Annotated in this window: 12 protein-coding genes; 5 read left to right on the forward strand and 7 right to left on the reverse strand. The window is 66.7% G+C overall.

Going from position 1 to position 14,418, the window contains the following annotated elements:
* Nucleotides 1-29: 29 nt before the first annotated feature.
* Both ACIQXM_RS00960 and ACIQXM_RS00965 read right to left on the reverse strand, forming a co-directional pair.
* A complete protein-coding gene (locus ACIQXM_RS00960; RefSeq protein WP_400926264.1) occupies nt 30-335 on the reverse strand; it encodes a pore-forming ESAT-6 family protein in 306 nt (101 codons plus the stop codon).
* Nucleotides 336-418: 83 nt separating this feature from the next.
* Nucleotides 419-742 carry a hypothetical protein gene (locus ACIQXM_RS00965; protein ID WP_400926267.1) on the reverse strand — a complete coding sequence of 108 codons (324 nt, stop codon included), beginning with the start codon at nt 740-742 and terminating at the stop codon, nt 419-421.
* Nucleotides 743-1,116: 374 nt separating this feature from the next.
* On the opposite strand from ACIQXM_RS00965, the gene ACIQXM_RS00970 reads away from it, so the two are divergent.
* Nucleotides 1,117-3,459, forward strand: a complete 2,343-nt coding sequence (locus ACIQXM_RS00970; protein WP_400926270.1) for an FdhF/YdeP family oxidoreductase — start codon at nt 1,117-1,119, stop codon at nt 3,457-3,459.
* A gap of 63 nt (nt 3,460-3,522) precedes the next feature.
* Here ACIQXM_RS00970 and ACIQXM_RS00975 read toward each other — a convergent pair whose 3' ends face one another.
* Nucleotides 3,523-3,840: a DUF6457 domain-containing protein gene (locus ACIQXM_RS00975; RefSeq protein WP_400926273.1), complete on the reverse strand. Its 318-nt coding sequence runs from the start codon at nt 3,838-3,840 to the stop codon at nt 3,523-3,525.
* 153 nt (nt 3,841-3,993) lie between these two features.
* Between ACIQXM_RS00975 and ACIQXM_RS00980 the strand changes: the two genes are divergently transcribed.
* From ACIQXM_RS00980 to eccCa, 4 genes are read left to right on the forward strand one after another with little or no spacing between them, the layout of a single operon-like run.
* The gene (locus ACIQXM_RS00980; RefSeq protein ID WP_400926276.1) at nt 3,994-4,224 is read left to right on the forward strand and encodes a hypothetical protein; all 231 of its coding nucleotides are present in this window, start codon (nt 3,994-3,996) and stop codon (nt 4,222-4,224) included.
* A 5-nt stretch (nt 4,225-4,229) separates the two neighbouring features.
* Nucleotides 4,230-5,570 carry an EsaB/YukD family protein gene (locus ACIQXM_RS00985; RefSeq protein WP_400927691.1) on the forward strand — a complete coding sequence of 447 codons (1,341 nt, stop codon included), beginning with the start codon at nt 4,230-4,232 and terminating at the stop codon, nt 5,568-5,570.
* Nucleotides 5,567-6,625, forward strand: coding sequence for a hypothetical protein (locus ACIQXM_RS00990; RefSeq protein ID WP_400926279.1), 1,059 nt, complete (start codon nt 5,567-5,569; stop codon nt 6,623-6,625). The genes ACIQXM_RS00985 and ACIQXM_RS00990 overlap by 4 nt, the downstream gene beginning before the upstream one ends.
* A complete protein-coding gene (eccCa, locus tag ACIQXM_RS00995) occupies nt 6,622-10,746 on the forward strand; it encodes a type VII secretion protein EccCa (protein ID WP_400926282.1) in 4,125 nt (1,374 codons plus the stop codon). Before ACIQXM_RS00990 ends, eccCa begins: the two co-directional genes overlap by 4 nt.
* A gap of 9 nt (nt 10,747-10,755) precedes the next feature.
* On the opposite strand, the gene ACIQXM_RS01000 is transcribed toward eccCa, so the two are convergent.
* The 4 genes from ACIQXM_RS01000 to ACIQXM_RS01015 all read right to left on the reverse strand — a co-directional run bounded on the left by ACIQXM_RS01000 (nt 10,756) and on the right by ACIQXM_RS01015 (nt 14,324).
* Nucleotides 10,756-11,589 (reverse strand): PP2C family protein-serine/threonine phosphatase, encoded by an 834-nt coding sequence (locus ACIQXM_RS01000; protein ID WP_400926285.1) that lies wholly within the window; start codon nt 11,587-11,589, stop codon nt 10,756-10,758.
* 101 nt (nt 11,590-11,690) lie between these two features.
* Nucleotides 11,691-12,875, reverse strand: a complete 1,185-nt coding sequence (locus tag ACIQXM_RS01005) for an adenylate/guanylate cyclase domain-containing protein (RefSeq protein WP_400926288.1) — start codon at nt 12,873-12,875, stop codon at nt 11,691-11,693.
* Entirely contained in the window at nt 12,868-13,443 is a 576-nt protein-coding gene (locus tag ACIQXM_RS01010) for a PH domain-containing protein (RefSeq protein WP_400926291.1), read from the reverse strand. Before ACIQXM_RS01010 ends, ACIQXM_RS01005 begins: the two co-directional genes overlap by 8 nt.
* Complete coding sequence (locus ACIQXM_RS01015; RefSeq protein ID WP_400926294.1) at nt 13,440-14,324, reverse strand: biotin--[acetyl-CoA-carboxylase] ligase; 885 nt, start codon at nt 14,322-14,324, stop codon at nt 13,440-13,442. The genes ACIQXM_RS01010 and ACIQXM_RS01015 overlap by 4 nt, the downstream gene beginning before the upstream one ends.
* Nucleotides 14,325-14,418 lie beyond the last annotated feature (94 nt).

Genomic DNA, 14,418 nt, shown 5'->3' on the forward strand with positions numbered 1-14,418 from the left:
CACTGTTTTGAAGAGGTCCGCGGCTTCCCTCAGCCAATGTTCTGCACCGCATTCCGGGCCCGGGTGCCGGCGCCGGACGCGGTCTGGTCGTTCAGGGCCAGAGTCTGTTTCACCAGCCCGATGATGTGCCGGGTTTCGGTGGCAGCGTTGCGGAAACGGTTCTCCACCACCTGGTATTCCTCCGAGACGCCGTCGGCGGAGAAATCAGCCATGGCGGAATTCACCGCTTTCTCCCGCTCGCCGATGAGCGATTCGAGGCGGCCGGCAAGGGATTGGATTTCCCCCTGTACGGCGGAGGACGTGTCGGTGTCATAGCTCAAACGGTTCGGGGACATGGCAAAGCCTTTCACGATCAGGAAAAAACGATCTGGAACGAGAGGGGTGCAGGAGGTTAGCTGCGGTCAGTGTCTAGGTGTGGTCAGTGTCTGGAGCCGAACCGCGCAGAATCGAAGCTGGCAGCTCCCTGCTGCTGCACGGCATTGTCCGCAGCCTCCTGATCCCCAAGCCGGAAGGAGCGGTCCATTTCCGACTGTCCCGCGAGGATGGCCGCCAGAGACCCGTTGAGTTCCTTCGCCATCTCGTCGGTGCGGGCCTTGAACTCGTCAAACTTCACCCGGCCTGAACCGTTGAATTTGCCTTCCAAGGGGGCAGCCGCCTCCACCAGCGCACGAACCAGCTGCCCCAGGTCTTCGCTGGAAGATCCCGTCTGCCGGGCCAGTGTTCCCAGCGTTTGCGAACCCATGTCAAATTTCATCACTGCTCACTTTCAACACCTTTACGCCCCTCGTCCGGTTGATGCGGCGCAGGACCCCGCTTCCCTCCCGGGGCTGTCTGGTCCGTCCGCCAAGGGCACCATCCAATGCCCGGGCTGCCCGAGACACCACGAGATTCCGCGCGCCTGTGGATAAACCTGCCGCCGCCTCGCCGGCCCCTCTGCGCGGGTAGGGTAAGTGACAGCCGAAGGCCCTTCCGGCAGACTTCCCGTCGGGGGCGCGACAGCGCAAACCTTGCTATGGGATGCGTCACCTGCTAGGCCTATTCCTACGGATGGGGCGGTTTGCCCGGAGAAATAAGGTTCCGGACTGCCGACGGCGGACGGTGAAGGGAAGTGTGTAAGTGGTACGGAAAGAACCGCGGGTGGAAAACGTGGACGAGAAGGATATTCAGGTCAAGCCCCCGAAGGAGTGGGCCGCGGGAATACCGGCGGTCTATCACTCGCTCAAGCCTGCCATTGAGCACATGGGCGTCAAGCGGGCATTGGACGCCACCTTCAAGATGAACCAGAAGGACGGCTTCGACTGCCCCAGCTGTGCCTGGCCGGATCCCAGCCACCGCAGTAAGTTCGAATACTGCGAAGAAGGGGTCAAGGCAGTCACCTGGGAGGCAACGCCCGTCGTCATCTCTTCGGAGTTCTGGGCGGAGCACAGCATCAGCGAACTCCTCGGGCGCACCGAATACTGGCTGGGCATGCAGGGCCGGCTGACCGAACCCGTGTACAAGCCGGCCGGTGCCGACCACTACCATCCCGTCAGCTGGGATGAAGCGTTCCGGATTGTGGCGGACAAGCTCAACAGCCTCGACTCGCCGCACGAGGCCGCGTTCTACACGAGTGGACGCACCTCCAATGAGGCGGCGTTCCTCTACCAGCTGCTGGTGCGCGGCTTCGGCACCAACAACCTGCCCGACTGCTCCAACATGTGCCATGAGTCCTCCGGCTGGGGCATGGGCCAGACCATCGGCATCGGCAAGGCCACCGTGACCTATGACGATTTCGGCAAGGCCGATCTGATTATCCTGATGGGCCAGAACCCGGGAACAAACCACCCGCGCATGCTGACCGCCCTGGAGGAATGCAAGCGCAACGGAGGCAGCATTGCCGCTGTGAATCCGCTGCCCGAAGCCGGCATGCGCCGGTACAAGAACCCGCAGAAAGTGCGCGGGATTGCCGGCAAGGGAACGGAACTGGCCGATCAGTTCCTGCAGATCCGCCTTGGCGGGGACATGGCACTGCTGCAGGCCATCTCCAAACGCGTCTTCGAGGCCGAGGAACGCAATCCCGGCAGCGTCCTGGACCATGACTTCCTCGAGATGCACTGCGAAGGACTGGCTGACCTCAAGGACCATCTGCTTCAGCTGGATGATGCGACCGTGGTGGAGGCCACCGGCCTGCCGATCGAACAGATCAACGAGCTCGCCGACCGCTACTTGAAGGCGGACAAAGTCATCATCACCTGGGCCATGGGCATCACGCAGCAGAAAAAGGGCGTGGCCACGATCAAGGAAATCATCAACCTGCTGCTGCTGCGCGGAAACATCGGAAAGCCCGGAGCCGGAGCCTCTCCCATCCGCGGACACAGCAACGTCCAGGGTGACCGCACCATGGGGATCTGGGAACAGATGCCCCCGGCCTTCCTGGACGCGCTGGGCAAGGAATTCAACTTTGATCCGCCCCGGGACCACGGTGTTGACGCCGTGGACACCTTCTACGGGATGCAGGAAGGACGAATCAAGTTTTTCATGGCACTCGGCGGAAACCTGATCTCGGCCATTTCCGACACCCAGTTCGCTGAAACGGCGATGCAGAAGACCGACATGAGCGTGCAGATTTCCATCAAGCTGAACCGCTCGCACCTGATTACCGGCCAGGAAGCGCTGATCCTGCCCACCAAGGGGCGCACCGAACAGGACATCCAGGAGAGCGGCCCGCAGTTCGTCTCAGTGGAGGACACGGTGTGCAACGTGCACGCCTCGCACGGCAACCTCAAGCCGGTCTCCGACAACCTGCTCTCGGAACCGGCCATCGTATCCCGGCTGGGGGCGCTCGTCGTCGGCGACAAGATCGACGCCGACTGGGCCGGATACGAGAAGAATTATGACCTGATCCGCGACCACATTGCCCGCGTGGTGGAGGGATGCGACAACTACAACGAGAGGGTCCGGCATGAGGGCGGCTTTGTCCTGCCCAACGGTCCCCGTGATTCGCGCACCTTCCACACGCCCACGGGCAAGGCGGTGCTGACGGTCAACGACCTGGAGGTCGTGGAACGCCCCGAGGGAACGCTGATCCTGCAGTCGCTGCGCTCCCACGACCAGTGGAACACCACCATCTACGGGCACAACGACCGGTACCGGGGTATCCGCGGCGGCCGCCACGTGCTGTTCATGAATCCTGACGACATCATGGAACTGGGGCTGCAGGACGGCCGCTACGTGGACATCCACGGGGTGCATCACGACGACGTTGAACGGGTCCTGCGGAAGTTCCGCGTGGTCTCTTATCCCACGCCCCGCGGCTGTGTTGCCGCCTACTACCCCGAGGCCAACGTCCTTGTCCCGATGGACCATGTGGCAGAGGGAAGCAATACGCCGGTGTCCAAAACCGTGCTGGTCCGGGTGGAGCGCAACCTCGACCCCGAGCACGAGCAGGTTGAGGACTTCAAGACCCGCACTCCGGCCTAAAGCCGGCCATCACGCCGGAGGGAGCTTCAGCCAGTGGCTGAAGCTCCCTCCGGCGTTTCCCGGCTACTGTGCCGAGTTCTTCCAGCCGGGCTGGTCAGGGCCTTCCAGCCCGGTTTCTGCGAGTGTGGAGACCGTCTCAACGGCTGTCTGAACCGCTTCATCCGCCGCCTTGCGTCCGCTGGTCTTGGACAGCCCCGCTGCATACCCCACCAAAAACGTGCTGATCGGACCGGCGTTGTTACCCACGGTCCTGGATGACTTGTCAGCCAGCTCCACCAGCGTCTTGTGGTCCACCTCCAGGTCCAGGATCTGCAGCGCCTGGGTCAGGCGGCGGCTCCATTCGCTCAGAGTGCGCTCTTCGGTGTCGGGATTGGTACTCATAACATCTCCTTAGGTGCGGGCTGGTGCAACAAGCATTAGCACCGGCCACAGTTTTGCACAACGTCCCGTCCCGCCGCTCCTCCCACAAGTTTGTCCACAGCCGCACCTCCCCTGCTCCGGTTCCCTGCCTGCGGTGCAAGGATGAAGCCCAACGTGTCCAAAGGCGAGGGGACCAACATGGCGAGCGACTACGACAATCAGCTCATTGAGTCGGTCACCGTGCGCCGGCACCGGCTGCTGGCCGCCTTTCTTTTTGGGGACAATCCCCATGAGCGGCGCTGGATGGACAGCAACAGACTGTTTTTCCTCAGTATTGCTGCCGCCGCCGTGATTGCCGCCCTCTGCGTGGGGTACTCCTTCGTCAGCCACCTGCTGGAAGCGTGAACGCCATGGCACACTCCTTCACCCGCGTCACGCTGGTGGGACCGCGCAAACACGCTGACCTGCTGCTGCCGTCGGACCAGCCGGTCGGGCTGCTCCTGCCGCAGGTGCTGAACCTTCTGGAGGATGCGCCTGCGGAGCAGGTAGCGGCCAAGGTCCTGGTGGCCGGTGACGGCACGGAGCTTCACGCCGAGCAGTCGCTGAATCAGGCCCGGGTCCTGGACGGGTCGTCCCTTCTTCTCTGCAACGCGGCTGACGCCCCGCCCGCCGCCGTGGTCTATGACGTCACGGACCTCGTGTCGGATGAGGGCAGCACCGTAGCGGGCAGATGGTCCAGCCGGTTCAGTGACCTGACGGCAGGAGCCTTCGCTGCTGCCGGGTTCTGGGCCGCTGCCGAGATTCTGCTGGACATCCTCGCGCCGGAATCGGTGCAGTGGCTGCTGCCGGTGCTCTCGGTGCTGCTGCTGGCTGCCGGAGCGGCCGCGGGACGTCCGCCGCGGCGGGCCGCCCCCGCGTTCACCGTGGTTTGCGCGGGATGGCTCACCGGGCTCGGCGCCGCCCTCCATGTGTGCGACGGCGACCCGCGCCGGCTTCCGGCTGCTGCCCTGCTGCTGGCCGGGCTGACCGCGCTTGCCCTGGGGGCCCTGGCCGCCGGTTCCGCCCGTCCGCGAGCACTGGTCAGCGGAGCGGGAACCTTGGTTCTCGCGGCCCTGCTGTGGTCCGGGGCTGCCGCTGTGACACGGGAACAGGTGCAGGCCGGCGCGCTGGCGGCCCTGGCGGGCACCGTGCTCCTGGGGGTGCTGCCCAGGCTGGCGCTGGCTTCCTCCGGGCTGGCCGCGCTGGATGACCAGCGGGCCAGGGGCGGCTCGGTTCCGCGGACCGATGCACGGAACGCCGTGGCCGCTGCGCACGAGGGGCTGACATTGGGGACCGTGATTGCGGGCCTGTGCCTCGGGCCGGGGCTGTGGCTGCTCGGCACAGACACGGAGCGTTCACGCTGGACGCTTCCGCTGCTGCTGGCGCTGACCCTGGCTGTGTTCCTGCGTACGAGGTCCTTTCCGCTGGCCGCGCAGCGGTTCGCGCTGTACTTTGCCGCCGCCGTCGGGCTGGTATCCGCTGTGCTGGCAGGACTTAGACTGCCGGAGGTTCCGTCCTGGACCGCAGGCGCGGCGGTTCTGGGCCTTGCCGCTGCCGCCGGTGTTTTCCTGACACGTTCTTTCCCGGACCATGTGCAGGCCCGTTTCCGGCTGTTGGCCAAACGGATGGAGACTGCGGCAGTCCTGGCATCCGTCCCGTTGACCGCAGGCATGCTCGGCATCTTCAGCCAGTTGTCCGTGAGCTTTTCATGACTATCCTGCAGCCCGCCGAGTCCTTCCTTCTGCGTGTCCTGGCAGGATCGGCCGGCCTCTTCCGCGGGGATGACTATCCTCAGCGCCTGGCCCAAGCAGCGGCGGGAGCCCAGCTTCCCGTCACCACCGGCCGCCGCATCGCCGTGGTGGGTTCCAGGGGCGGGGCAGGCAGGACCACTGCGGCAGCCCTGCTGGCCCGCATCTATGCAGCCCTGCGCGCTGACGCCGTGGCCGCCGTCGACAATGCCCCGGAGAGCGGCACCCTTGGCTTACGCCTGGGTGTGCCGGGAGCTCCGTCCCTGGACGCAGTTGCTGCCCGCCGCGGGCCTGCCGTTCCGGACTCTCTGCGCGAGCTCGCCGCCCTGCTGACCGTGGCAGGACCGGCCAACCTGCTGGTCACCGGCCGCCGTCGTCCCCGATCATGGACGGGAGCCGGACCGGGAGCCGGGCCGGCTCGGGTCCGGCCGGTGCCGGCAGCCTGGGTTCCGCCCGGCCCGGCTGCCGGCGCTCCGGACTGGCAGCCGGATTTCAGCCACCCGGGCGGCGCCGGGAAGACGGGCACCGGGTCCGAGGAGGCCGCCGCCTCGCTGCTGCGGGTGATTTCCCGCTACTGTCCCGTCACTCTTTTCGACTGCGGCCCCGGACTTGGTGATCCGGACGCTCGGAGAGTCCTGGATCAGGCCCACCTGGCTCTGTTCGTGACGCCGGCGAGTGCTTACGGTCTGGCCGATGCCGCAGAATACGCCTCCGGTTGGGAGCTGGATCCCCTGCTGGCCGGGGTGCCCCTGCTGGTCCTGGTGGTTCAGCCGGACAGGGACAGCGACTTTAACGCGGCCCGGGAAGCGGGCAGGCTGCGCCGCTCCGGAATCGACGCCGCTTCACTGGGCTATGACCGGCACCTGGCGACGGGACTGGTGGTGGACCCTTCCAAGTGTTCCCGCCGCACCCGGCTTGAGGCGGCGTCGCTGGCTTCGCGCGTCCTGTCCGCCGCCGTCTCGGCGCCGCCTGCTGCACCAGCTGCCACAGACCGGCCGCTCCGAAGGGTGTCCGCTTGAGTACCAAGATCCTGCACCGGCCGTCCCGGACCACGGCACCGGCACGCACCATGGATGCGTTCACCCTTGACGCCCCGCCGCCGATCGAAGCCGGCAAAACCGGCATGAACATGATGTCGCTGGTTCCCCTGCTCGGAGCCGGAGTGTCCATGACGGTCATGATGCTGTTCCGCGGATCCCCGCTCGCAGCAGTGGGGGCGCTGACGATGGCCGCGACGGTTATAGCCTCGGTGCTGATGATGCTCAGCCAGCGCGGCCGGCAGGGAAAGCAGCGCCGGGAGCAGCGCGAAAACTACCTGGAATATCTGGAACGCTCCCGTGCCTCCCTGCGCGCAGATGAGCAAACAGCCCTGGCCGTGGCCCGGAAGGTGAGCCCGCCTCCGGATGCACTGTTCGACATCGTCAGGGATCCCCGTCGCATCTGGGAACGCCGCCGCGCTCACGAGGACTTCCTGCAGGTGAGGATCGGAAGCGGTTCACGGCATACCCGGGACATCATCATCCAGAATGCCGGGTCCGCACTGGCCCGGACCGACGCCTTCATGACGGCGGAAGTGGAAATCCTCAAGCGCCGTTACGAGTCCGGTCCGGACCTGCCGCTGACCCTTCCGCTGGACTGTGCCGGAAACGTCTCGGTGGTGGGATCCCGGAAGTTCGTGACCCAGGTGGCTCGCCTCCTGCTCGTTGAAGGGGCGGCGTTCCACTCTCCCGAGGACCTCCATCTTGCGCTCGTCCTTCCGCCGGACCGCCGGGATGAGTGGAACTGGGCCACCTGGCTTCCGCATTTGGCGGACCAGCAGTCAGCCCATCCCACCGGGCCGGTCCGCCGGCTGGCACCCTCAGCGGATGCCCTGGGCGAAGTCCTCGCCGAAGACCTGAACCACGGCTCCACCCTCGCAGCGCAATCGCGCAAGAACTTCCTGCACGGGAGCGTGGGTTCAGCCCTGCCCCGGCTGCTGGTGCTCAGCGATTCCTATGGCCGGCTCCCGGCGGAACTTCAGCCGGCGGACCAGCAGGCAACACCCGGGTCCCTGGGGATCACCACGGTCTTCCTGGCGGCGGAGCGTTCGCAGGAACCGGGCGAAGTTTCACTGCGCATCAGCGAGGACCAGGCCAATCCCGGGACGTTCGTGGTGGAGAACTACCGCGGGGATCCGCTGCTTCCCGCCGTCGAACACGGCACGCTGGATGCCTTTCCGCCGGCTCTGGCCGAGGCTCTCGCCCGTGAACTGGCGCCGCTGCGCCTGTCCCCGGATTCGCTGGAGCACGACGCCGCAGGCACCGGCCAGGGATTTTTGGAGATGCTGGGGCTCTCCCGGGACCTGGATGCCGCGGATATCCGGCGGCTATGGAACCCGCGGAGTGAAGCGGACTTCCTGCGGGTTCCGCTGGGGCCCGATGACCGGGGCAGGCCTGCCCTGCTGGATTTGAAGGAATCGGCCCAGTTTGGGCACGGGCCGCACGGGCTCTGTGTGGGTGCCACCGGATCGGGCAAATCCGAGATGCTGCGCAGCATGGTGGCGGGGCTGCTGGCCACCCACTCCCCCGACGTCCTGGCCATGGTGCTGGTGGATTACAAGGGAGGAGCCACCTTTGCCCCGTTTGCCGGCGCACCCCAGGTGGCAGGAGTGATCACCAACCTGTCCGACGACGTCAGCCTGATCGAACGCGTGTATGCCAGTCTGTCTGGTGAAATCCAGCGACGGCAGGAAGTCCTCAAAAGCGCAGGGAACCTCGCCAACATCACCGACTACCGGCTGTACCGGCAGGAGCTGAAAGCGCAGGGCCGGGAGGCAGCTCCCCTGCCGCATCTGGTGGTCATCATTGACGAGTTCGGAGAACTCCTGACCGCGCGTCCGGACTTCATTGAGCTGTTTCTGTCCATTGGCCGGATCGGCCGCTCCATTGGCGTGCATCTGCTGCTCTCCAGCCAGCGGATCGAATCCGGAAAGCTGCGCGGCTTGGACACGTACCTCTCCTACCGCATCGGGCTGCGGACGCTGTCCGAAGCGGAGTCACGGACCGTACTGGACACCCCCGATGCCTTCCATCTGCCGCCGGTGCCGGGATTCGGATACTTGAAGGTGGACACCACCACCTACACGCGGTTCAAGGCAGGCTACGTGTCGGGGCCGCTGGAGGTCGACCGGCAGGGCAGGGGATCCGACGGGGCGGGCAGGCGGGGGCGGCTGGACGGAACGGACGGGGAGGAGACAGCGGAGCCTCCGCCGCAGGTCCTGGCGGTCCCCCGCTACGCCGCCTCGCTGCAGGCCGCAGATCCCTCAACGGCCGGCCAAGACCCGGGCCAAGGCACCGGGCCGGCGCCGGCGTCGCCGGTGTCCACGTCGCCCAGACGCACCACCGGACCCACCATCCTGTCCACGCTCATGGGTACGCTGGCGGCATTCCCGCGTGCCGTCGCGCCCATCTGGCTGCCGCCGCTTCCCAAAGGGATAGCCCTCGACCGGGCCGCGGGAGGTCTCTCCTCCGGGCGGGGACTGCGGCTGTCCCGGGGCGGATCCCTGCGCATACCCGTGGGACTGCTTGATGACCCGGCCAAACAGTGGCAGGGCATCTGGGAACTGGACCTGGCTGCCAACGGCGGAAATGTCGCCATTGTGGGCGGTCCCCAAACGGGCAAGAGCACGGCTCTGCGCACCATCGTCGCGGCGCTGGCCCTGACCCACAGCCCGGCGGAAGTGGGGGTCTACGGCGTTGATCTGCTCGGCAGTGCGCTGATGCCGCTTGCGGGCCTCCCGCACGTGGGCGGGATAGCGGTCCGCACCAACCGGGAGGTCATCAGGCGCACCGTCGATGAGCTTTTGGCCATGCTCGCCGTGCGCGAGCAGGTGTTCGAGAAATACGGGGTGGATTCTTTGCCGACGCTGCGGCGGATGTTTGCTGGGGGCTTGGTCCCGGAGCTGTCCAGCGCGGACGTCATCCTGGTGCTGGACGGCTATGGGCAGCTCGGCGATGAATTTGAGGACATTGAAAAACCCGTCCACGCGCTGATCAGCCGCGGCGCCGGATACGGGATCCATGTAATTGCGGCCTGCTCGCGGATGAATGAAATCCGGATTTCGCAGCAGGGCTTTTTCGGCAACCGGATCGAGCTGCGGCTGGCCGATCCCGGGGAATCAGCCCACGGCCGCAAGCTCGCCGAAGCTGTCAGCCCGGGCAGCCCCGGCCGGGCGCTGACGGACCGCAAGCTGCAGGGACATTTTGCTTTGCCGCGGGTGGATTCAGTTCCGGAAGACGCTACCGCCGCCCGGGGCCTGCGCGACCTGGTGGCAGCCGTTGCCGCTTCCACCGGGGAACGAGCCATGCAGGTCCGGGTCCTGCCCGGCCTGGTGTCCGCCGCGGACGTCCCCACTCCCGGAGCAGCGGCATCGGTTCCGCTGGGTCTGCGCGAGTCCGACCTGGGCACCGAAATCCTCGACCTGCACGGCAGGGAACGGCATCTGGTGATTATGGGCGACGACGGTTCCGGCAAGACCAATGCCCTGATGTCGGTCATCCGCCGCCTCAGTCAGCAGCACCGGGCAGAGGACCTTGTCTTTGCGGTATTCGACCCCCGCCGCACGCTCGCCGGCGAGGTACCCGCGGCGTCGATTGGCGGATATGCCACCAGCGCCGTCCTGGCAGAGCAGCTCGCCGCCGCCGTCGCCGTCGAACTCGAAAAGCGGGTCCCGGCCGCACCCGCGGAACTGGCCGGCCTGCCCCGCATTGTGCTGATCATCGACGACTACGACGTCCTGACTGCCGGCGGCTCTTCGCCGCTGGCCCGGTTGACCCCTTTCCTGCCCCTGGCAGCGGAAATCGGTCTCCATGCAGTCCTCACGCGCCGGGTCCGAGGAGCCAGCCGGGGCATGTATGAGCCGTTTTTCACTTCTTTGCGGGACTCGGGCAGCAGCTCGCTGCTCCTCTCGGGGGACCGCTCGGAGGGCGCGTTGATCAACGGCGTCCGTGCCCGGACGCTTCCCCCGGGGCGGGGCCAGCTGGTCCAGGCCGGCAAACCGGTCCGGGTGCTGCAGCTGTTCCTCAATGAGGAGGCACACGCGGCCGCCGGCTCAGCGGCGGCCGCATCCCCAGGCAGCTGTTTCCCCCATGGGGCCCCATAAGGTCGTGAACTACGCCCCTGCGGACCCTGCCGCCGGCTGATGTTCCGCTGTGCCGGGCAGGGCCGCGGCGGACGCACCGCTGTGTTCTCCGGCGCCTTCAAGGTCCACTACGAGGACCGTGATGTTGTCCCGGCCTCCGGACCGAAGCGCCGCTTCCACCATGGAGGCACAGGCGTCCTGCGGGTTGTCCACGGAGAGCAGGATCTGTTCCAGCTGTCCGTCACTGACTTCCCCGGTCAGTCCGTCCGAGCAGACCAACAGCCGGTCCCCGGGTTCGGCCGGGATCAGCCAGTAATCGGCTTCCGTGTCGCTGCCCGTTCCCAGTGCCCTGGTCACTACGTGGCGGCGCGGATGGATCAGGGCTTCGTCGGGCGTGATTTGACCCATGTCCACCAGCTCCTGAACCTCGCTGTGGTCCACCGTGATCTGCTCCAGCACGCCGCCGGTCAGGCGGTAGGTCCGGGAGTCGCCCACGTTGAAGACCAGCCAGCACGGAACGCCTGCTTCGCTGACCAGAACCGCGCCGGTGAGGGTGGTGCCCGCACGGCCGCCGGTGGCCTCACGGATCCCGGCGTCGGCGTCGCGCAGCAGTACGCGCACATCGTCGGCCCCGATTTCCGGGAGATGCCGGCCGACAAAGGGGGCGTCGCCCAGGGTGCGGACGCAGATGCTGCTGGCCACTTCCCCGGCCTCGTGTCCGCCCATGCCGTCGGCCACGGCAAATACAGGGTCCGCTGCGATCAGTGAATCTTCATTCTGTTCCCGCCGCAGGCCTCGGTCCGAGGCATAGCCAAAGACTGCTCGGAGTTCCAAGCCCGGGGATGTCGTATCGTCGGAGTTCAATTCACGCCCTATCCGGAAGCTGCCCGCTGTGTGGACCACAGCAGTGACACATATTACGCCTTGTGGTCCTCACCCTAGCGGAACCCGGGCCCGGCTCCGTACTAGTCAAGGATCAGCCCCTGACCGGTACCGCGGGCAAGAGTCACCGGATGAATTTCGCCGAAACCGCGCACGTTGCGCGGCTGGTGCGGGATCAAAACGAATTTATCGTTGTTGCGCAGGGCCGCGGCCGTGGAGGCGTCGGTCAGCACCGTGCCCGGCTCCGCGAGCGAGGTGAGCCGGGAGGCCAGGTTGACGGTGGGGCCGTAGATGTCGCCGAGCCGGGAAAGCACCCGCCCCCAGACCAGGGAGACGCGTGCAGCCGGCAGGAGGTCGTCCTCGGTGAAAGCCTTGGCGAGGGCCAGCGAGATTTCCGCTCCGGCCTCGGGGGTTTCGGCGTTGAAGAGAACTTCATCGCCGATCGTCTTCACCAGCCGACCGCCGCCCACGGAGATGATCTCGGCGCATTTATGCTCAAACCGCTGGACCATGTGGGCGAGGGTTTTCTCGTTCATTTGCCGGGACAACGAGGTGTAGGACACCAGGTCGGCAAACCCGACGGCGCGGGCCAGCGGCAGCGGATTGTCATCCGAGGCCGAGCCGTCGTGGCTGGCCAGTCCGGCTTCAGCCCGCAGGGCCAGCCGCTGCACAGCGGAGTTCATCTGGCGTTTCCAGGCATAGACAAGGGTTTTTTCCAGCGGTTCGATCAGGCCCGGCAGCGCCGCCACCAAGGCCTTGCGTGCCTCGGCATCGGGAATGCCGCGCTGGACCACCATCTCCTCCACCAGGGCTTCGATCTGCCAGACCACCATGCGGTCCGTCATCTGGCCGATGGAGCGCATGATCGAGATAGCGGCTTCTTCGGTCAGCTGCTCATCCCGAACAAGTTCAATGACGGTCGTCAGGGCCTCGCGGTCCTGTTCGGTGAAGAACACGGCGTCGTCGTCGAGGTTGGGGAAGCCCATTGCCCGCCACAGTTTGCGTGCGGACAGCAGCGACACGCCTGCTTCGGCGGCGGCTTCGCGCCGCTTGAGTGTCCGCGGGCCGCCGATCAGCTGCGCTTCCAGCTTCCGGATGTCTTCGCGGTTGATGACGGCGGAATCCGATCCGGTGTCAGCAGCCGCAGAGTCACCGCTACCCGCAGCGCCGGGGGCTCCGCCGTCGTGCTGAGTCCTGGGGCGGATAGTGGGCATGGACAGGGTCATGGGCTCGGGATCCGCGGCAGCGTCGCGGCCTTCCTCACTCATCTCCCCTCCCTTCGTAGTCGTATTCCCCATCTCCTTCAATATCTACACCATCGAACATGGCGGTCAGTGGGAGCTGGTCAATCGCCCCCACCACTATGGCTTTGAATTTGTGCACCTCCGGAACGTGTTCGTAGTGCACCATCCGGTTGTAGCCCACGTCTACGGCCAGTGTTCCGGAGCGCTGAATGCGGTCGGCGAAGGTCTGCCACGCCTCAAGCTGGACAACCGAGGCCAGCCCCAGTTCACGTTCACGCCGGCGGAGCACTCCCTGCCGGTGGATCAGCCGCCGGTTGGTCACAATGTAGGAGGCAAAAGCCCAGCGCAGCACCGGAGGAACGCAGAACCGCGCCAGCATCGCCGCCGCGCCGGCCACGACGGCGGCCTGCAGGTATCCGCTCCAGCCGGCGAGACCGCTGGGCAGGCCGTCACGGCTGAGGTAGCCGCAGCCAAACCCGGCGACGGCGCACACCACGACGGCGAGCAGCACCGGCCAGACCAGCTGGCGGGCATGCGGCCGGCTGGCAACGATGATCCGTTCCCCGGGAGCGAGTTTAAGCCGGATGCTCACGCTTGGACTGCGCGCAGGTGCACCACGTCGCCGGCCACGACGGCGTGCCGCTCGCCGGCTCCGTCCACGAGGATCAGTGAGCCGCGCGGGTCCAGGGCAACGGCCCGGCCCGTCAGGGAGACTCCGCCCGGAAGATCCGCCCGAACCTCACGTCCGAGGGTGTTCATGCGGGCGCTGATCTTTTCCAGCAGCGAGGTTCCGTCCGCCCACGGGCGGGAAGCGTCGCCGTCGACCGCCCGGAATTGTTCGTACCTCCGGGCCAGCTGCCGCAGATAGTCCTCCAGCAGGATGTTGCGGTCCGTGGTGGAGGCGTATTCCATCAGCAGCGACGTTGCCGTGGGAACCGGCAGATCCTCGTCAGTGAGGGAAACGTTCATGCCCGCGCCCACGACGACGGCGGGCGGAGCGCCGGACGAGTCCGGTACCAGCTGGGCCAGGACTCCGGCGAGTTTCCGTCCGTCGACCATGACGTCGTTGGGCCATTTGAGCCGGGCTTCGACGCCGGTGCGTGCGGCAACGGACTCGGCCAGGGCCAGGGCCGCCAGCAGCGACAGCCAGCCGTAGGACTGGGTGGGCAGCGGCCGGCCGTCGGCGTTCACGGGGCGCAGCGCCACGCTGACAAAGAGCGACGAGCGCGGCGGCGCAATCCAGGACCGGCCCAGCCGGCCCTTACCGGCGGTCTGCATTTCGGCCGTCAGCACGGAGAGGTCGGGGACCTCGGCCGGCCGCAGGCGCGCCCGCTCTGCGAGGTCCGTGTTCGTGGAGCCCGTTTCCGCCACCACGTCCAGTTGGGACAGAGGCCCGTGGGGTGCCGTGAGAGCAGCGCGAAGGCGCTCCTGGTCAAGCCCTGGTCTTTCCATGCTGGAGTAGCGCAAATGCATGCTTCCGATCTTACGCGCCGGGCAGGCTTTCCCGGCGGCGGCAGCCGGGCGGGGGTGTCCCCCGGTCCGGCCGGGCCGCCGCCGGCTGTACGCT

The organism is Arthrobacter sp. NPDC097144 (genome assembly GCF_044762205.1).
GTDB lineage: Bacteria > Actinomycetota > Actinomycetes > Actinomycetales > Micrococcaceae > Arthrobacter_B.

Excerpts from the sequence above, each read along its gene's own strand:
- ACIQXM_RS01005 (WP_400926288.1), bottom strand. The coding sequence starts at position 12,875 with ATGAGTGAGGAAGGCCGCGACGCTGCCGCGGATCCCGAGCCCATGACC.
- ACIQXM_RS00960 (WP_400926264.1), bottom strand. The coding sequence starts at position 335 with ATGTCCCCGAACCGTTTGAGCTATGACACCGACACGTCCTCCGCCGTA.
- ACIQXM_RS00990 (WP_400926279.1), top strand. The coding sequence starts at position 5,567 with ATGACTATCCTGCAGCCCGCCGAGTCCTTCCTTCTGCGTGTCCTGGCA.
- ACIQXM_RS00975 (WP_400926273.1), bottom strand. The coding sequence starts at position 3,840 with ATGAGTACCAATCCCGACACCGAAGAGCGCACTCTGAGCGAATGGAGC.
- ACIQXM_RS00965 (WP_400926267.1), bottom strand. The coding sequence starts at position 742 with ATGGGTTCGCAAACGCTGGGAACACTGGCCCGGCAGACGGGATCTTCC.
- ACIQXM_RS01015 (WP_400926294.1), bottom strand. The coding sequence starts at position 14,324 with ATGCATTTGCGCTACTCCAGCATGGAAAGACCAGGGCTTGACCAGGAG.
- ACIQXM_RS00985 (WP_400927691.1), top strand. The coding sequence starts at position 4,230 with ATGGCACACTCCTTCACCCGCGTCACGCTGGTGGGACCGCGCAAACAC.